A 17845-nucleotide genomic window follows, 5' to 3' on the forward strand; every position below is an offset into this window, starting at 1 on the left:
GCTCACTCAGAGTAATCAGGGGCACTGACAACGCAGACGGTCAGTGACGCTTGCGGGCGAGTTCCTCGTAGAAGTGGAGGAGTTCGAGGTTGTCGATCGAGCCGGGGTTGACCGCCTTGGCCAGGGGCGTGCCCTGCAGGAGGCGCTTGACCGGGACCTCGATGCGCTTGCCGGTGAGGGTGTGCGGGATGGCGGGGACTTCGATGACCTCGTCGGGGACATGGCGCGGGGAGAGGTTCTCCCGGATGGTCCGCTTGATGCTGTCGCGCAGCGCGTCGTCGAGCCGCGCTCCGTCGGCGAGGTGGACGAAGAGCGGCATCCAGTAGCCGCCGTCGGGCTCTTCGAGGCCGATGACGAGGGATTCGCGGATCTCGGGGAGCCGCTCGACGGCCTCGTAGATGTCGGCGGAGCCCATCCGTACGCCCTGGCGGTTGAGGGTGGAGTCGGAGCGGCCGTGGATGACGACCGAGCCGTGTTCGGTGATCGTGATCCAGTCGCCGTGACGCCAGACGCCGGGGTACATGTCGAAGTAGCTGTCGTGGTAGCGACTGCCGTCGGGGTCGTTCCAGAAGCGGATGGGCATGGAGGGCATGGGCGCGGTGACGACGAGTTCGCCGACCTCGCCGATGAGTGGTTTGCCCGCAAAATCCCAGGACCGGAGGTCCGTGCCCAGGCACGGGGCCTGGAGTTCGCCGATGTGTACGGGAAGGGTCGGGACCGCGCCGGCGAAGCAGCTGCAGACATCCGTGCCGCCGCTGACGGAGGCGATCCACAGGTCGTCGTCCACTTCGTCGTGAAGCCAGCGGAAGCCGTCGGGCGGGAGCGGGGAGCCGGTGGTGGCGACGCACTGGACGCGGGAGAGGTCGAAGTCGCGGCCCGGGTGGATGCCGGCCTTCCGGCAGGCCATGACGTAGGCGGCCGAGGTGCCGAAGAGGGTGGCTCCGGTCTGTTCGGCGACGCGCCATTGGGCGCTGACGTCCGGGTAGCCGGGGCTTCCGTCGTACAGCACGAGTGTCGTGCCGGTGAGGAGGCCGGAGACGAGGAAGTTCCACATCATCCAGCCGGTGGAGGTGTACCAGAAGAAGCGGTCGTCGGGGCCGAGGTCGCAGTGCAGGCCGATCTGCTTGAAGTGTTCGAGCAGGATGCCGCCCTGGGACTGGACGATGGCCTTGGGGAGTCCGGTGGTGCCGGAGGAGTAGAGCACCCAGAGCGGGTGGTCGAAGGGGACCTGCTCGAAGACGGGCTCGGTGTCCGCGGAAGTGAGGGCGGACCATTCGAGGGCGCCCTCGGGGGCCTCGGTTCCCAGCAGCGGGATGTGGACGACGGCGCGCAGCGTGGGGAGCTCGCGGCGCAGTTCGGCGACGGTGTCGGCGCGGTGGTGTTCCTTGCCGCCGTAGCGGTAGCCGTCGACCGTGAAGAGGACGACGGGTTCGACCTGCTGGAAGCGGTCGAGGACGCTGCGGGCGCCGAAGTCCGGGGCGCAGGACGTCCAGACGCCGCCCACGGCCGCGGTGGCGAGGAAGGCGACGACGGCCTCGGGCGTGTTGGGGAGGTAGCCGCTGATGCGGTCGCCCGGTGTGACGCCGAGGGCGCGGAGTTCGGCGGCGAGCGAGCCGACCCGGCGGCGGAGTTCGGACCAGGAGACGGGGACCTGGGTGTGGGTCTCGTCGACGTGGAGCAGGGCGGGGGCGTCCGCGCGCAGGGGGTCCTCGGCTGTGCGCAGCGCGTGTTCGGCGTAGTTGAGGGTGGCGCCGGGGAACCACTGGGCGCCGGGCATGGTGCGGTCGGCGATGACGGTCTCGTACGGGGTGGAGAAGCGGATGTCGAACCAGTCGGCGACGGCTTTCCAGAAGGTGTCGAGCTCATCCACGGACCACTGGTGCAGAGCCGGGTAGCCGCCGTCGGCCGGAGCTCCGTAGCGCTGGGACGCCCACTTCTGGAAGCGGGTGACGGCGGCGGCCGCGATGCGGTCGGGGCCTGGCTGCCAGAGGGGGGCTTCGTTGGCTGCGGCGGTCATGGGGCGGCTCCCTGGCTGTACGGGTACGCGGGATGGGCGTGGGTCGCGCACACGTGCTGGGGTGTGCGCGTGAGGCGGCTTTTACGGACGATGCCATGTGATCGTCTTTCGCACCAGGGTTCCCCGCCCATGGTCGCGTGTCCGGACATGTGGTCCGGCCACGGGTGAACGGAAGTTGAACGGAGCCCGCGCCCGCCTCGCCGGATGGCAGGGTGAGCTGCATGGACGGTCGTGACCTGGTGCGCTCGGTGAAGATGGTCGGTTCGGTGCGAGGGCTGCGCGCGGTGCGCTCCTCCTTGCGGCGCCGGAGTGCGGATGCGCGGGCGCTGCCCCGGCGTGGTGCGGAGCGGGCGCGCGTGCCCGGTCTGGTGGTGGGGGCGGAGCCGGAGCCGGGCGGGGGTGTGGTGCGGTTCGCCCGTTCGGAGTTGCGGGTGCGGGTGGCGGTGGGCGGTGCGGTGTTCTGGGGCTGGGACGGGGCGGAGGCGTTGCCGTCGTACGCGCTGCCCGGTGCGGCGCCCGAGCCGGATCCGCGGGCCGAGCTGGAGCCGGACAAGGACGGCGGCTGGCAGGTGGTCTCGGAGCGGCTGACCGTCGCGGTGTCGCGGCACGGGGCCGTGGAGCTGCGTACCCCTGGCGGGGTGGTGCTCCGGCGCGAGCTGCCGCCGCGCTGGTGGGAGCCGGTTGCGGGTGGTGGTGCCCGGTGGGTGCAGCGTTCCGAGGTTCCGGCGGATGCGCGTTTCTTCGGGCTCGGCGGCCGGGCGTCGGGGCCGCGGCTGCGGGACGGTGTGTACGGGCTGTGGAACACCGATCCGGGTGGGCGCTTCGGGCCCGGTGACGATCCGCTGTATCTGACGATGCCGGTGCAGCTCGTGGTCTGCGACGCGGGGACGCATCTGATGTTCCACGACAACACCTGGTCGGGGCGGGTGACTCTGCGCGAGGGCGAGGAGGGCGCGGGCTCCGGCCATGACCGGCCGGGGATGTGCGAGGTGCGGATGGACGGGGGGCCGTTGCGCTGCTGGGTGGTGGCGGGTACGCCGGCCCGGGTGCTGCAGGGCTGGACGGCTCTCACGGGTGCCCCGGCGGTGCCGCCGTCCTGGGCACTGGGTCCGCAGCACGCCCGGTGGGGGTTCGGGAGTGAGCGGGAGGTACGGCGGGTCGTCGCCGGCTACCGGGAGCGGGGGCTGCCCCTGTCCGCACTGCATCTGGACATCGACCACTACGACGCGCACCGGGTGTTCACGGTCGATCACGGGCGTTTTTCCGATCTGCCGGGCCTGGCGAAGGAGTTGCGGGAGGACGGCGTGCGGTTGGTGTCGATCGTCGATCCCGCGGTGAAGGCGGAGCCGGGGAACGCGGTGTTCGACGCGGGGGCGGTGGTCGGGGACCGCGGTGCGTTCGTCCGGGACGCGCGGGGGCGGGTGGTGCGTGGGGAGGTGTGGCCGGGCGAGTGCGTGTTCCCGGACTTCACCGATCCGCGGGTGCGGGAGTGGTGGGGTGGTCTGTACGAGGAGCGGCTGGCGCAGGGGTTCTCCGGTGTGTGGCACGACATGAACGAGCCGGTGTCGTTCGCGGCGTTCGGGGATCCGACGCTGCCGCGTTCGGCGCGGCACTGTCTGGAGGGCCGCGGGGGTGATCACCGCGAGGCCCACAATGTGTACGCGCTCGCGATGGCGCGTGCCGGGTACGAGGGGCTGCTCCGGCTGCGGCCCGAGGAGCGTCCGTTCCTGTTCTCGCGTTCCGGCTGGGCGGGGATGCAGCGGTACGGGGGCACCTGGTCCGGTGATGTGGCGACCGGCTGGCCGGGGCTGCGGGCCTCGTTGGCGCTGGTGCTGGGGCTGGGGCTGTGCGGGGTGCCGTATTCGGGGCCCGATGTGGGCGGGTTCGACGGGTCGCCGTCGCCGGAGCTGTATCTGCGGTGGTTCCAGCTGGGTGCGTATCTGCCGTTGTTCCGTACCCATGCGGCGATCGACGCGGGGCGGCGGGAGCCGTGGGAGTTCGGGCCCCGGGTGCTGGAGCACGCCCGGGCCGCGCTGGCGGAGAGGGAGCGGCTGCACCCGTACTTCGTGACGCTGTCGCGGCTGGCCGGGCTGACCGGCGCCCCGTATGTGCGGCCGCTCTGGTGGCGTGCGCCCGGGGACCGGGCGTTGCGGGAGTGCGAGGACGCGTTCTTGCTGGGTGACGCTCTGCTGGTGGCTCCGGTGCTGGAGCGCGGCGCGGATCGCCGGGCAGTGCGGTTGCCGCGGGGGCGTTGGTACGACACGGCGACCGGTGAGGTGTACGAGGGTCCGGGGCAGGTGTTGCTCGATGCGCCGCTGTCGCGGGTGCCGGTGTTGGCGCGGGCGGGTTCGGTGCTGCCGGTGCGGGGTGCGGACGGTGGTGTGGAGCTGGAGGTGTGGGCTCCGGCGGCGGGGCGCAGTGGGGGCGGGCTGGTGGTCCGGGATGCGGGGGACGGCTGGGAACGGGCGGAGGTCGAGCGGTACGTGTCGCGGTTGGTGGACGGGCGGGTCGTGGTCGAGCGGGAGGGTGAGGAGGGGCTGGTGGGGTACCCGGTGCGGGTGCGCGGGTTGTAGGCCGGTTGGTGGTGTGCGGCGGAGCCGTCGAGCCGGTCAGCGGTAGCCGCCGTCGAACCACGTGCGGACGGCGCGGGTGTGCAGCGGGAATGCGAGCTCGGTGGGTGTGCGGAGCAGCCGGAAGCCGGAGGTCTCGTCGGTGGGACGGGACGGCGGGAGGGCGGCTGCGGGGCGTTCCGGGAGGAGGCCGAAGAGGAGCAGGTGGCCGTCCGGGGCGCTGAGTGCGTCGGCGAGGCGGACGTCCCGTTCGTCGGCTCCGATGCCGGTCTCCTCGCCGAGTTCCCGTACGACGGCGTGCTTCCAGTCCTCGTCGTGGTCGATGTAGCCGCCGGGGAGTGCGAGGCCGCCGCGGTGGGGCGGGATGGTGCGGGTGATCACTACGAGGCCGGTGCCGTCCCGGTCGGTGACGGGGAGGAGGGCCACGGCGACCGGCAGCGGATTGCGGTAGGCGGTTCTGCCGCAGGCGGTGCAGGTGCGGGGCCAGGTGACGGCTGCGGCGTAGGGTGCTCCGCAGCTGCCGCAGTGGGAGTCCTTGGCCGGCTTCTCGGGGTTGTTCCTGGGGGCGGACACGCGCGGACTGTATCCGATCCTCCGGCGGACTCCCCCGCACTATTGGATTATGTGCTCATGACAGGTTTCGCTTCCGCTTTCCGTGTCCTGGTGGCCGCTGCCGCCACCCTGCTCGCCGTCACCGCCGCCGCCCCCACGGCTCTGGCGAGGCCCGAGCCGAAGGCGCCCGAGGAGTTCGTCGCGCTGAGCTCGGTGGATCCGACGATCATCCAGGAGATGCGCTACCCCACCGCCCACAACTTCATGGGCGTCCCGGTGGACGGCTACCGCAAGCCGCTCTGCATCCTGACCCGGCCCGCGGCCCGGGCGCTGCACGACGCGCAGACCCGGCTGCTGCGTCGGGGCTACTCGCTGAAGGTGTACGACTGCTACCGGCCGCAGCGGGCGGTCGACCACTTCGTACGGTGGGCGAAGGATCTCGACGACGAGACCATGAAGGGCGAGTTCTACCCCCGGGTCGACAAGACACGGCTGTTCGCGGACGGTTACATCGCGGAGAAGTCCGGGCACAGCCGCGGCAGCACGGTGGATCTGACCCTGGTGAAGCTGCCCGCCGCGCCGACCCCGCCGTACCGGCCCGGCGACCCGCACGTGCCCTGCCACGCGCCCGCGGCCGAGCGATTCCCGGACAACTCCGTGGACATGGGCACCGGATTCGACTGCTTCGACACGCTCTCCCACACCGATGACCCGCGCATCCAGGGGGCGCAGCGCGCCAATCGGCAATTCCTGAAGAAGACGCTCACGGACGTCGGCTTCGTGAATCTGGCCGAGGAATGGTGGCACTACACCTTCAAGCCCGAGCTGTTCCCGGACACCTATTTCGACTTCCCGGTGGCCCGGCGGTCCGTCGCGGGGCACTGACGCCGATGCGCTGAAGCGGGCGGCCGGGACCACCCCCGTGGGTCTCGGCCGCCCGCTTCTTCTTCTCCGACGCGCATCGGCCGTTTCCGGTTGCGGTCCCAGCCATTACGGTGCCCGTATGTCACAGCAGACGTTCGATTCGTACGAGGAGTTCTGGCCCTACTACGTGGCGATGCACTCGAGGGCCGCAACCCGCTGGGTCCATCTGACCGGCACACTGACCGGGCTCGCGGTCACCGCCTACGGCCTGGCACGGGGGCGCAAGAGGTACGCGGCCGCGCTGCCGCTGATCGGGTACGGGACCGCCTGGCCCGCGCATTTCCTGATCGAGAAGAACAATCCGGCCACCTTCGGGCATCCCGCCTGGTCGCTCCGTGGCGACGTGCAGATGATCCGGATGATGCTGGCGGGCCGCGACCGCGAGCTGGCGGAGACCGCCGCCAAGTGGCTCGCCGACAACGGCCGCCGTCAACAGTCTTGACGGCCCGTCACAGCAGGGAGAAAACTCCTTGCTCAGTCACCCGACAACGTATGGCCCCTAGCCCGGTCGGCGGGGGTACGGGCCGCGCGGCCCTATGTCGCGGCAGGCTCGCGAACGCGATCCGCGCGGGCCACGGCATGCTCGACGACGGCCACCAGTACGTCCCGTACGGAGCCGCGGTCGCGCGCGTCGCACATGAGCACGGGCACCTCCGGGTCGAGGTCCAGTGCCGCCTGCACCGTCGCGGTGGGGAACTCGTCGGCTCCCTCGAAACAGTTGACGGCGACCGTGAACGGGATGGCGCGGCGCTCGAAGTAGTCGACCGCCGCGAAGCAGTCCTCCAGCCGCCGGGTGTCCGCGAGCACGACGGCCCCCAGCGCGCCCTGGGCCAGTTCGTCCCACAGGAACCAGAAACGGTCCTGCCCCGGGGTACCGAAGAGGTACAGCACCAGGTCCTCGCGCAGCGTGATCCGGCCGAAGTCCATGGCCACCGTGGTGGTGGTCTTCGCCTCCACGCCCGCCAGGTCGTCCACCGGACGGCCCGCCTCGCTGAGTCTCTCCTCCGTACGCAGCGGCCTGATCTCGCTGACCGCGCCGACCAGAGTCGTCTTACCCACTCCGAAGCCGCCCGCCACCAGGATTTTCAGGGTAACGGGCTCAACGGGCCGCTTCTTGCGGCTAGAGCGCCCGAAGGCCATTGATCACCTCGCGAAGAATGTTCACGTCCGGCAGCTCGGCCGGCGGAACGGGACGGGTTACGTGCACCAGCTCGTCCTCGACGAGGTCGCCGACCAGCACCCGGACCACCCCGACGGGGAGATCCAGGCCGGCCGCGAGCTCCGCGATCGACTGGGGCATGCCACTGCAGAGTTCGATGATCTCCACGTGTTCCGGGGAGAGCGTCTGGTCCCGGCCGGGGTCGTCGGCCTCGGGTTCGGGGACGACGACCGCGATCAGGTCGAGCCGATGGCGGGAGGCGCTGCTGGTTCGGCCCCGGGTCATCGCGTACGGACGGACCACCGGTCCCGCATCGGCGTCGTACCAGCGCGAGGCCTGCGGGTCGGTGGGCGTTGTCGGAGATCTGGAGGAGTCAGCGCTCACCGTCCACTCACCCCCCGGCGGACAGACCGGTCGTCCGGGGAGCGTTGGCCAGGTGGGCGCCGACGCGCTTGACCATCAGCGTCATCTCGTACGCGACCTGGCCGACGTCCGAGTCGGCGTCGGCCAGCACCGCGAGACAACTGCCGTCACCGGCCGCCGTGACGAACAGGAACGCCTCGTCGAGTTCCACGACGGTCTGGCGGACGCGGCCCGCGTCGAAGTGCCGCCCGACGCCCTTGGCAAGGCTGTGGAATCCGGAGGCGACGGCCGCCAGATGCTCACTGTCCTCCCGGGTCAGGTCCTTCGACGTACCGGTGGCGAGGCCGTCGCTGGAGAGCACCAGCGCCTTGTGGATGCTGGCGACGCGCTCGACGAGTTCATCGAGGAGCCAGTTGAGCTGGCCGGAGCCCTGGCGTGCGGCGTTGGTTGCTGCGACGTTCGGTGCGGTCATCGACCGTCCCCTCCCGGAGTGGTTCCTTGTGCTGTGTCACCGGGGCCGGTCACGTCCTCGGCGTTCTGCCGACGGCCGCGCTGCCAGCCGCGTTGGAGCGAAGCCATGCGGCTGCGCACCTCTTCCGCATCACGCTCGAAGTCCTGGTCCGGTTCCGTCCGGGCCGGCTCGGCATCGCGGACGCTCGATTCCTCACGCAGTTGCGGGGCGAGGCTGGCCTGCCGGATGCGGCGGGGCAGACCGCCCACGGTCTCCCGGGTGTTCGGGGCTCCGGGGGACGCGGACTCATCGGGTGTGGCGGGCTCGGTGGGTCTCCGGAAGCCGGTGGGCTGCCGGGGTTCGGTGGACGGGCTGTCGGCGTCGGACCTGCCCGCGTCGTCGTGCTCTGCGGTCGGGGGATGGGCGCGGCCCGCCTCGTCGACCCGGCGGCCGTTGTCGGCGACCAGGGTCGGCGGTTTGCGGCGGGGCAGCGGCACCGGAGCGCCGGGGCGCAGCGGCCGTACGCCGGACGCCGGCTCCGCCCCCTGGTCGGTGGCCTGTGTGTGCTGTTCGCGGTCGGCGTCGCGCCGGAGGTCGCGGGAGCGGAAGATGCCGCCGCGTTCGCTCTCGGTGTCGTCGATGTCGGAGGCGCCGCCCAGCAGGGGGTCGAGCAGCGGATCGAGCACGGGGTCGCTCTCGAAGCCCAGCGGTCCGACGGGTCCTTCGAGTTCGACGGGCCCGTCCAGGAGGGCCGGGTCCACCAGACCGGTCGGCACGGGGGCGAGGCCCGGGGACCTGCTTCCGGCCCGGCGGTCCGGTGCGCCGTCCCTGCGGTCCCGGTCGCTGCCGGACGCTTCACCGGCTGCTCTGCCGCCGCTGCCGATCGCCCGCTCGGCCCGGCGGTCGAGGCGGAATCCGGTGCCATGCGTGTCCGGGGCGTCGGTGAGCAGCGCCGCCGGGATGAAGACGACGGCGGTCGTGCCACCGTACGGGGAGGTCTGCAGCGAGACGCGGACGTTCTGGCGCTGGGCGAGACGGCTGACCACGAACAGGCCGAGGCGGTCGGTGTCGGAGAGTTCGAACTCGGGGGTCTCGGCGAGCCTGAGATTGGCGTCCAGGAGGATGTCGGGCGCCATGCCGAGGCCGCGGTCGTGGATTTCGAGCGTGAAGCCGTTGGCGACGCGTTCGCCGAGCACCTGGACCGCGGTGTGCGGGGGCGAGAACACGGTCGCGTTCTCCAGGAGTTCGGCAATCAGATGGGTGAGGTCGGCGACGGCGGGGCCGCCCACACCGATGCGGGCCAGCCGGCGGACCTCGATCCGCTCGTAGTCCTCGACCTCGGCGACCGCCGCCCGCACCACGTCCATCAGCTGGATCGGCTTGCGCCACTGGCGGGAGGGGGCCGCGCCGGAGAGGATCACCAGGCCTTCGGCATGGCGTCGCATGCGGGTGGTCAGGTGGTCGAGGCGGAAGAGGTCGGCGAGTTCGTCGGTGTTCTCGGTACGGCGCTCCATCGTGTCCAGGAGCGTCAGCTGCCGGTGCAGCAGGACCTGGTTGCGGCGGGCGAGATTGACGAAGACCTCGGAGACGCCGCGTCGCATGTCCGCCTGCTTGACGGCGGCTTCGACGGCCGCCCGTTGCAGGGTGTTGAGGGCCTGGCCGACCTGGCCGATCTCGTCCCGCTCGTATTGGAGATGCGGGGCTTCCGTCTCGACGTCGACCTGCTCCCCGGCGGCGAGCCGGCGCATCACGCTCGGCAGTCGTACACCGGAGACCTCATGGGCGTCCTTGCGGAGCCGGGAGAGGTCCCGGATCAGTTCACGGCCGATGCGTACGGAGACGAACACCGAGGCGGTCAGGGCCAGGAATCCGAGGACGCCCGCGATCCCGGCCTTGATCAGGACGCTGTAACCGGCGGGCTTGCCGCGGTCCTGGAAGCGGTTGTTCATCTCCCTGGAGTCGTTGGCCAGCCGGTCCAGGACCGGTGGGGCCGCCTCCTGCCAGCGTTCGGCGTCGACGGCGCGCGGGTCCTGGGTGGGACCGCCCTCGATGAGGGTCTTCTCCGCGGTCCGCAGCGGTTCGCTGTCCGGACTCGCCCAGTACTGCTCCACGCGTTGGCGCTCCGACGCGGGAAGCGCGTCGACGTTGATCTCGTAGAGCAGCTTGCGGTTGGCGACGAGGTCGGAGATCTGCCGCAGTTCGGAGGCGGTGAGCCGTCCGGCGATGAGCGACGAGGCGACCAGGGCGTCTTCACGGGAGAGCATTTCGCGGGCTCGTGAAATGCCGACCAGGCCACGGACCTGCTTGTCCATCGACACGTTCTCCATCGTGCGGAGGCCGGTCAGGAAGCGGTAGCAGGGGTCTATGAGCCGGCCGTAGAACTCCATGGCCCTGGGGCGGTCGATGGTGCGTCTGTCGACCGAGTCGCGGAGTGCGCCCAGGCCCTCGACGGTGCCGAGGATCGAGTTCAGCTGTGTGTCGTCCTCGGAGCTCAGCGCGTCCCGGATGTCCTTCTGCCGGGCGCTGTCCTTGACGTCGGTCAGGACCCGGTCGGTGGCCGCTCGCTGGCGTTGCAGGAGCGGGAGGGCGTTGGAGGCCCTGGGGTCGGCGAGGAAGACAAGGGTCTGGCGGCGCTCGTCCTGAATGGCGCGGACGGTGTCCTCCAGAGGATGACCGACCTTCTCCACGAGCGTGCTCGCGTCCATCAGCTGACGGGCTTCGCGCCCCGTCAGGTAGGTGGCGAATCCCCAGAGTCCGGTGAGGGAGACGAGTGGCACCAGCAGCAGCGCCACGATCTTCCTGCGGATGGACTTTCCGCGAAAGCGCATGGACTCCCCCAGCTCGACCCCGCGGGGCCGGGGTCGTGTTTCGTCAACAAACGGCGCGAGCCTACTACTGACGGAGTAGCAACTCGAAGGGATGTCCTGACAATTTTCGGCCGCGCTTTCCGGTGTTGGTCACGGGTTGTCCCGGTATTCCGGGCAATGAAATTCGCGAAAGCGGCAGAAGAGACCCGCCAGGGCTTCATCCTGTTCGGCAGGGCAGTTGGCTGGAACTATTCGCTTCGCGACGGCTCGGGGGAATCTTCACGGCCGTTCACTCGTCTCTCTGTACGGGGCAGGGGTAACACGGGGAGAACCAGGGTCTGTTCGGCGGGATCATGGTCGGGGGCGGAATGCCTGATCCGCCGGGGGCGCCGCGGGACAGACACCGCGAGGCGGCACGGTCCGATCCGCCCGCGTAGAAACGGCGCATGCCGGGCAGCAAATCTGAAGTCGGACAGTGGTGGGGAGTTGAGAGTCCTTGAAGACGGAACAGCGTCGGGGCGCGGTGTCGTCGGCACCGGCCGCGACGGCAAGCTCGGCTGCGGTGGGCGGGGCGAAGATCCCGCGCCAGCAGCTGTGGGTGCAAGAACCCGCGACCCGGCGACGGATGCCGGACCCGGTCCGCCGCTCCGCCGTGCGTGCCGTTCTCATCATGTCGCTGACGATCATCCAGGCCATGGTGGCGTTCCTGTGCACGTTGACCGAGTCCTGGCTGGCCTTTCCGATGGTGCTGAGCAGTGTGGGCAGCACCGTGGTCGCGACCTGGTCGGTACTGGACGTCTGGATCACCCGGCAGGTCTGGAATCAGCGCAACGGCGTGGTTTCGATGCCGAGCAGTTCGGCGCGGCAGTTGCGCCGTGAGCGTCGCCGGGCACGGCGGGCGGCGCGGGCCGCGCAGCGGGACGACGCGCGGATACGCCGACGGAGCGCGGAAAGCCTCTCACGGGCCTGAACGCCCAAGGGGCCGCGCCCCTGCTCTCCTCCTGGCCCGTCCTGCGCGTTCCCGCGCGCCCTCTTCTCGTCGGTTCCCGTCCGTTCCGGTCCCTGCGTGTCCCTGCCCGTGCCTGCTCGCCCCTGCCCGTCCTTACTCGTCGGCGGGAACCTGAGCGGTGCCGGGGGGTGTCGTGGCGCGCTTGAACATGCGGGTGGCGGTGATCTCGCCGTGCACCGTCTCGCCGTTCGGATCCTGCTGCGGCAGCCCGGGACGCAGGTGCTCCTCCACGCTGATGTATTTCAGCCCGGCACGCAGATCCGCGTCGTTGCGCAACCGGATGACCAACGGAAATTCGGCGAGCGCCGTGGTGTCGAACAATCCGGTCGTGTAGAGCAGTTGCACGCCCAGGGCGTCCGACACCGCGCGCTGGAGCTCCAGCAGATAGGTGGCGTTGGCGCGGCCGATGGGGTTGTCCAGGAAGAGTGTGCCCGCGTGCCGGTGCTGGTGCCGGTCACGGCCCCGGTCGTTGCTGCGCAGCGCGGCCATCGTGCAGTACAGGGCGATGGCCGCGGTGAGCAGCTGACCGCCGGAGAAGACGTCGCCCATCTGTCCGACCGGGACGCGCTCGGCGCGGAGCACCGCGTCCGGTTTGAGGATCTCCACGGCGATGCCCCTGGGCTCCAGCGCCGCCTGCACACCGCGCAGCAGCAGGGACATTCCGTCCCTGCGCATATCGGAGTTCTTCTTCAGTGCGGCACGGGTCGCCTCGTCGACGACCTCGCCGAGACGCTCCGTGAGGGTCGCCTGGTCGGGTTCCTCGAAGCGGATCCGGAGGAACTCCTGGCCGGACCACTCCCCCAGCCCTTCGGGGAGCCGGGAGAGCCGCTGGGCGGACCTGAGGGTGGTGAGCGCGGACTCCACGAGGCCGCGGAGCCGGTCGACGATGGAGTCACGGTTGCGCTCCAGCTGGGCCAGCTCGTCGGTGAGTACACGGAGCCGGGGCGCGAAGGCGGCGGCCCATTTCTCGGCGTGCTCGGGCAGCGCCGCGGCCGGCAGCTCGCGGATCTGCTGACGGGCCGGGGTTCGGACCTGTTCGTAACGCGTGGAGTTGGCGTGCCGTACGAGGACGTCGCTCGCTTCCCGTACGGCGCTCTCGGCGGCGGACAGGTCGGCGGCGCAGCCGCGCAGTGAGCGGCGGGCCTCGGCGGCGGACTGCCGGGCCTCTTCGAGACTGCCCGGGTACGGCTCGGGGGCCTCGGTGTCGTCGTCCGCGCCGTGGTCCCTGAGCAGGTCGCGCAGGAGTGCCGCCGTCTCGTCGAAGCCGCCTGCCGAGTCCTCGGCGGTGCGGTGGGCGTGCAGCAGCTCGGCGTGGGCGGCGCGGGTGGTGTCCAGGGTCGCGGTGGCGGCGGCCAGTTCGGCCGTGGCGGTGCGCAGGAGGGTCTGGGCCCGGTCGGCGTCGGCGGGGACCAGCTCGTCGGGGAGTTCGGTGTGGTGGGACTCGCCGTCGGCCGGGGCCAGGCGCTCGGCCTCGCCGCGGAGCCGGCCCAGCTGCTCGCTCGCCGTGGAGGCCCTGGTCTCCAGGAGCTGGACCAGGGACTCGGCGCGGGCGGCGGCCGCCTGCCGGGAGGGGCCGTCCGCGCCGTCGGTGCCTTCGAGGAGCTGGGCGGCGCGGGTGCGGACCTTGTTGGTGAGCCGGTCCAGTTCGGCGAGGGCGGCGCTCTCGTCGCTCTCCGCGCGGGCCTGTTCGGCGCGCAGATCGGCGCCGACGCCGACCTTCTCGTACAGCTGGGACGCGGCCCGGTACGCCTCGCGCAGCGAGGGGAGTGCGGGGCGCGGGTTGTCGTCCGCCGGCTCCGGGAGGTGCTCGGGGGCGCCTGCGATCTCCGCTCGTTCGGCGCGCAGGGCGCGGGCGGTACGGCGGGCGTCGTCGGCGGCGCGCTGGGCGGCCCTGCGGTCCTCGTCGGCGGCGCGGGCCCGCTCCAGGCAGACGGTGGCACGGGCTTCGGACTCGGCTGCCTCGTCGACGAGTTCGCGGAGTTTCGCCTGCCAGCCCGCGCGTTCGCGGAGCCGGTACGCGAGGCCCGCCAGGGCGTCGGCGGCGCGGCGGGCACGCTGGGCGGCCTCCTGGCGCTCCTCGCGGACGCGGGCGGTGTCCGCGGCGGCCTCGTCCGCCTCGGCGCGCACCGTACGGGCCTCGGCGAGCTCGGCCTCGGCGGTCTGAGCGGCCGTGCGGGCGGTGCGGGCGGCCTCGGCGAGTTCGGCGAGCATTCCGGGCGGGCAGTCGGCCCGCCAGGAGCCGATGCGGGCGGCGAGGGAACGGTCGGCGGTGAGGCGGGCCGCGAGGGTACGGATGTCCTCGTCACGGGCCGCGGCCCTGGTCCTGAGGGCCTGCCGCTCCTCGTCGGCCGCGTGTTCGTCGTGCATCGCCGGGTTCGGCGGGACGAGGAACACCCCTTCCGCGCTCGCCGCGGAGCCCGTGCCGGCGGCCGGGACGGGGGCGAGCAGCGCGGCGGCGGTGCCGACTGCGACCGCGGAGCGCGGCAGCAGAGCGGCGCCGCTGAGGACGTCGCGGGCGCGGGCGTGCGAGTCGGGGTCGGTGATGACGACGCCGTCGACGAGTTCGGGACGGGCGGCGAGGACGGCCGCGTGGTCGGCGGGGTCGACGGCCTGGGCGAGGTATCGCCAGCCGGGCAGGGCGGGGATGCCGTGCTCGCCGAGGTACTCGACGGTGGCGAGGACATCCGGCCCGGGCGGCAGCAGTCCACCGTCGCCGAGCGCGCCGAGGATGCGGGAGTCGTCGGCGGCCGCGGTGCGCAGTTCGAAGAGGCGGCGCTCGGCGGAGGCGATGGACTGGTCGAGCAGCTCCCGCAGTTCGTCGGCGCTGCGGTCGAGTTCCTGGGCGGTGAGCGGCTGTTCGGGGGCGGTGGCCTGTTCGGCCGTGACGGTGTGCGTGCCGTGGGACGCCCGGGTGGGCTGCCCTGCCTCGTCCGCCCGGCCGGTCGCCTCCGCGGCGGCAGGCCGTCGGTCGGTGGTGGCCGGGCCGGTGTCGGTCCCGGTGCCGTCCGCATCGTGCGGGGCGTCCGGGTCCATGTCCGGGTCCGTTCCGGCCGCGCCCCGGCGGGGGCGGGGCACGCCGGGGCCGTGGGTGGCGGGCAGGCCCAGCAGGTCGGCCAGGCGGTGGTCGGCGGCGATCGACTCGGCGGCCCCGAGCTCGGCCTCGTACGACTGTTCCGCGGCCTGTGCGGCGTCGGCGGCGCGCGCCGCAGCGAGGTCGGCGCGGCTCTCGGCGGCCGCGGCTTCCCTGGCCACGTCGGCCGCGGAGCGGGCGGCCTCCCTGGCGGTGTCCCACGCGGCGACGGCGGACTGCTCGGCGTCGCTGGCGGCGAGGGCGGCACGCGCCGGGTCGGCGTCCGGCGCGGTGTCGTCGAGCCAGCCGGCCCGTACCGCCTGTGCGGTCTCCTGCTCGACCTCGGCGAGGCGCTGGCGCAGATGTCCGGCCTCGCTGCGGGCACGCTGGGCCTCGGTGGCGGCGGTGGTGGCGTCCCGGTGGGCGGTCTCGCCCGCGGTCTGGAGGGTGTCGGAGCGTTCCTCCTCCTCGTTGGCGAGGGTCTCGCCGGCCTCGGCGGCGGTGTGCAGTGCCTGCACGAGCTCGGCGGCTGCCTCGGCGCGGGCGGCGAGCGCGGGCGCGGCGTCCCGCTCGGCCTCGCGGATGGCGACGGCCACCCGTGCGGAGCGGTCGGCGGCGGCGCGGTGGCGCAGTACGGCCTCGGCGGCCTGCCAGGCGGAGTGCAGGGTGCGGGCGTCGCCCAGTTCGCGGCGTTGGGCGGCGGCGCCCTTCTCCGCTGCGGTCAGGGCCAAGGAGGCGTGCCGGTAGGCCAGTTCGGCGGCGATCAGGGCGCTGCGGCTGCGGGCCTGTTCGGCTGTGGTGACGGTGTGCGCGGCGCCCGTCACCTGCTGGGCCAGCTCGGCGGTCCGGCCTCGTTCCTGCCTGGCGCGGGCGGAGAGCCTGCGGGCGAGCGTACGGGTGCGGCGCTCTGCGCCCGCGTGGACGTCCCGGGTACGGGAACGGGTGTCGGCGGCCTCCACGATCCGGCCGAGCAGGTCGACCGAGCCTGCGGTGAAGTCGCGCTCGGCGGTCAGTTCGGCGCGGCGGCCGAGCTTGTTGCCGAAGCCGCTCACCAGGTCGGCGAGGCCGTCGGTGTCGCGGGTGTCGGTGACGGCGCGGAGGAGCAGGTCGGTGAAGTCGGAGTCCTTCTTGACCGCGAAGAGCCCTGCCGCCTCGCCCTCGTCGGCGTTCATCTCGCGCTGGTAGCGGAAGAGTTCGGGGTCGAGTCCGAGGTCTCCGAGGTGCTCGTTCCAGCGGTCGTGGATCTCTTCCCAGTGCACATCGAGGTGCTGGTAGAACTTGCCCGCCTCGGTCAGGGCGTCACGGAAGCCCTTCATCGTGCGCCGTCTGCCCTGCGCGCCGGAAGCGCCTTCGACGGGGCGGCGCACGGAGGTGGCCTCGGCGACCGGCAGGGAGTCCAGGCTGAGGCCGGGTCCGGGCCGGAAGGAGTACCAGGCCTCGGCGAATTTCCGCGGGTCGTTGGAGACCTGTCGGCCACGCCATTCGCTGACCTTGCCGACGACCACGCATTCGCCGGTGAGGGTGTGCTGCCACTCCAGGGCGACATGCCCGCAGTCGTCGGCGAGCAGGAACTTGCGCAGCACGCCGGAGCTGGCGCCGCCGAGGGTGTTGCGGTGGCCGGGCAGCATCACCGAGAAGATCAGCTTCAGCAGCACCGACTTACCGCCGCCGTTCTCCAGGAAGAGCACGCCGGCGGGGGCGGGGCGGCGGGGCGGGCCGACCGGCTCCTCCTCGAAGAACTCCGCCTGGGCCGGTGCGGGGTCGGGCACGGGCTCGCCCACTCCGCGCAGGTCGAGCACGGTGTCGGCGTAGCGTGCGCCGGCAGGCCCGATGGAGTAGAGGCGGACCCGGGACAGCTCGTACATGGCGGCGGACTCTCGTCGTTCAGGGAGCGGGAGGGAGACGGCGGTGGTGGGGCGGGCCGGTCAGGCGTGGAAGGGCAGACCTGCGTCGGCGGCCAGCTCCAGGTCGTCGGGGTCGGGCGGCGGCAGCAGCGTCGCCGTGCCGTCGGTGACCGGGACGACGCCGAGTTCCAGCAGTTCGGCCATGGCGGCGGTGCCGGCCATGTCGCGGACCTGGAGCTGGTAGCGGGCGGTGGTGCGGAAGGCGCCGCCGGCGTCGTCCCCGGTGCGCTGGAGGAAGCCGGAGTCGGTGAGGAAGGCGACGGCCTTGCCGACAATGCCGGTGGTGGAGCCGGCCAGGCGCCGGGCGTCCTTCGTGGCGCCGGTGGAGCTGCGCCGGGCGTAGATCCGCCAGGCCACTTCGAGTCCGGGGGCGTCGGTGGCCGGGTCGGTGTTGTCTCCGTGCTCCTCGGCGCGCTCCTCCAGGCGGTGGCACGCCTGGCGTACGAACGAGTCGACGCCGTTGACCGTGATCCGGCCGATGTACGCGTCGTCGGCGAGGTCCTCGGGGCGGGGGAAGGCCATCGCGGCGACGGCGAGGTGTGCGAGCCCGTGCAGGAAGCGGTCGGCGGAGTCGGACGAGGCGCGGCGGGCGTAGTCGCCCATGCGGACGGCGAAGACCGAGTCCTCACCGGCGGTCACGGCCATGCCCGCACGGGTGGACACCTCCAGGACGACCAGGCCGAGTCCGGTCGCCACGGCGTCGGCGAGCCGGGCGAAGGCGGGCTCCTCCCGGTAGCGGCGGAGCAGTTCGGCGTATTCGGCGTCGCGTGCGGGCAGCAGCTTGGGCTGCAGGCCGAAGGCGACGAGCCGGGCGGCGTCGGCCGCGTCGGCCGGGGTGACGGCCGGAGCGGCGGCGGGGCCCACCGGGTCGGCGGGCCCACTGCCCTCGGTCGGGTACGCGGCGGTCGGCTCGCCCCACGCGTCGGCGTGCTGTGCGCGGTGGTCGCTCACGACTGTCGCTCCTTGCTGCGGAAACTCTTCGGTACGGGGGTGGACGGCGCCGGCTCTCGCGGGGTGCG

General features: G+C 72.3%; 12 protein-coding genes. 4 read left to right on the forward strand and 8 right to left on the reverse strand.

Going from position 1 to position 17845, the window contains the following annotated elements; translation table 11 throughout:
* Positions 1 to 40: 40 nt before the first annotated feature.
* On the reverse strand, positions 41 to 2017 hold the full coding sequence (locus tag OG978_RS07545) for an acetoacetate--CoA ligase (protein WP_326764451.1): 1977 nt from the start codon (positions 2015 to 2017) through the stop codon (positions 41 to 43).
* Between the two features lie 221 nt (positions 2018 to 2238).
* Here OG978_RS07545 and OG978_RS07550 point away from each other — a divergent pair, with 221 nt between their 5' ends.
* Complete coding sequence (locus tag OG978_RS07550) at positions 2239 to 4590, forward strand: glycoside hydrolase family 31 protein (RefSeq protein ID WP_326764452.1); 2352 nt, start codon at positions 2239 to 2241, stop codon at positions 4588 to 4590.
* Positions 4591 to 4626: 36 nt separating this feature from the next.
* On the opposite strand, the gene OG978_RS07555 is transcribed toward OG978_RS07550, so the two are convergent.
* Positions 4627 to 5160: an NUDIX domain-containing protein gene (locus OG978_RS07555; protein WP_326764453.1), complete on the reverse strand. Its 534-nt coding sequence runs from the start codon at positions 5158 to 5160 to the stop codon at positions 4627 to 4629.
* Between the two features lie 57 nt (positions 5161 to 5217).
* Between OG978_RS07555 and OG978_RS07560 the strand changes: the two genes are divergently transcribed.
* Positions 5218 to 6024: a M15 family metallopeptidase gene (locus OG978_RS07560; protein WP_326764454.1), complete on the forward strand. Its 807-nt coding sequence runs from the start codon at positions 5218 to 5220 to the stop codon at positions 6022 to 6024.
* Between the two features lie 118 nt (positions 6025 to 6142).
* Complete coding sequence (locus OG978_RS07565; RefSeq protein ID WP_326764455.1) at positions 6143 to 6505, forward strand: DUF962 domain-containing protein; 363 nt, start codon at positions 6143 to 6145, stop codon at positions 6503 to 6505.
* A 92-nt stretch (positions 6506 to 6597) separates the two neighbouring features.
* Here the strand turns inward: OG978_RS07565 and OG978_RS07570 are convergent, their stop codons facing one another.
* Genes OG978_RS07570 through OG978_RS07585 form a run of 4 tightly spaced genes read right to left on the reverse strand, consistent with a single transcriptional unit; the run spans position 6598 to position 10864 of the window.
* On the reverse strand, positions 6598 to 7203 hold the full coding sequence (locus OG978_RS07570; RefSeq protein WP_326764456.1) for a GTP-binding protein: 606 nt from the start codon (positions 7201 to 7203) through the stop codon (positions 6598 to 6600).
* Positions 7184 to 7606, reverse strand: coding sequence for a DUF742 domain-containing protein (locus OG978_RS07575; protein WP_326764457.1), 423 nt, complete (start codon positions 7604 to 7606; stop codon positions 7184 to 7186). Before OG978_RS07575 ends, OG978_RS07570 begins: the two co-directional genes overlap by 20 nt.
* A 7-nt stretch (positions 7607 to 7613) precedes the next feature.
* Positions 7614 to 8057: a roadblock/LC7 domain-containing protein gene (locus OG978_RS07580; protein WP_072489357.1), complete on the reverse strand. Its 444-nt coding sequence runs from the start codon at positions 8055 to 8057 to the stop codon at positions 7614 to 7616.
* The gene (locus tag OG978_RS07585; RefSeq protein WP_326764458.1) at positions 8054 to 10864 is read right to left on the reverse strand and encodes a sensor histidine kinase; all 2811 of its coding nucleotides are present in this window, start codon (positions 10862 to 10864) and stop codon (positions 8054 to 8056) included. The genes OG978_RS07580 and OG978_RS07585 overlap by 4 nt, the downstream gene beginning before the upstream one ends.
* A 475-nt stretch (positions 10865 to 11339) precedes the next feature.
* Here OG978_RS07585 and OG978_RS07590 point away from each other — a divergent pair, with 475 nt between their 5' ends.
* Positions 11340 to 11813, forward strand: a complete 474-nt coding sequence (locus OG978_RS07590) for a hypothetical protein (RefSeq protein ID WP_442817666.1) — start codon at positions 11340 to 11342, stop codon at positions 11811 to 11813.
* A 132-nt stretch (positions 11814 to 11945) separates the two neighbouring features.
* Here the strand turns inward: OG978_RS07590 and OG978_RS07595 are convergent, their stop codons facing one another.
* Positions 11946 to 16787 (reverse strand): hypothetical protein, encoded by a 4842-nt coding sequence (locus OG978_RS07595; protein WP_326764459.1) that lies wholly within the window; start codon positions 16785 to 16787, stop codon positions 11946 to 11948.
* Positions 16788 to 16847: 60 nt separating this feature from the next.
* On the reverse strand, positions 16848 to 17777 hold the full coding sequence (locus tag OG978_RS07600; RefSeq protein ID WP_326764460.1) for a hypothetical protein: 930 nt from the start codon (positions 17775 to 17777) through the stop codon (positions 16848 to 16850).
* Positions 17778 to 17845: the final 68 nt, after the last annotated feature.

The organism is Streptomyces sp. NBC_01591, assembly GCF_035918155.1.
Lineage (GTDB): Bacteria > Actinomycetota > Actinomycetes > Streptomycetales > Streptomycetaceae > Streptomyces.

Excerpts from the sequence above, each read along its gene's own strand:
- OG978_RS07545 (WP_326764451.1), bottom strand. The coding sequence starts at position 2,017 with ATGACCGCCGCAGCCAACGAAGCCCCCCTCTGGCAGCCAGGCCCCGAC.
- OG978_RS07565 (WP_326764455.1), top strand. The coding sequence starts at position 6,143 with ATGTCACAGCAGACGTTCGATTCGTACGAGGAGTTCTGGCCCTACTAC.
- OG978_RS07585 (WP_326764458.1), bottom strand. The coding sequence starts at position 10,864 with ATGCGCTTTCGCGGAAAGTCCATCCGCAGGAAGATCGTGGCGCTGCTG.
- OG978_RS07595 (WP_326764459.1), bottom strand. The coding sequence starts at position 16,787 with ATGTACGAGCTGTCCCGGGTCCGCCTCTACTCCATCGGGCCTGCCGGC.
- OG978_RS07560 (WP_326764454.1), top strand. The coding sequence starts at position 5,218 with ATGACAGGTTTCGCTTCCGCTTTCCGTGTCCTGGTGGCCGCTGCCGCC.
- OG978_RS07580 (WP_072489357.1), bottom strand. The coding sequence starts at position 8,057 with ATGACCGCACCGAACGTCGCAGCAACCAACGCCGCACGCCAGGGCTCC.
- OG978_RS07570 (WP_326764456.1), bottom strand. The coding sequence starts at position 7,203 with ATGGCCTTCGGGCGCTCTAGCCGCAAGAAGCGGCCCGTTGAGCCCGTT.
- OG978_RS07550 (WP_326764452.1), top strand. The coding sequence starts at position 2,239 with ATGGACGGTCGTGACCTGGTGCGCTCGGTGAAGATGGTCGGTTCGGTG.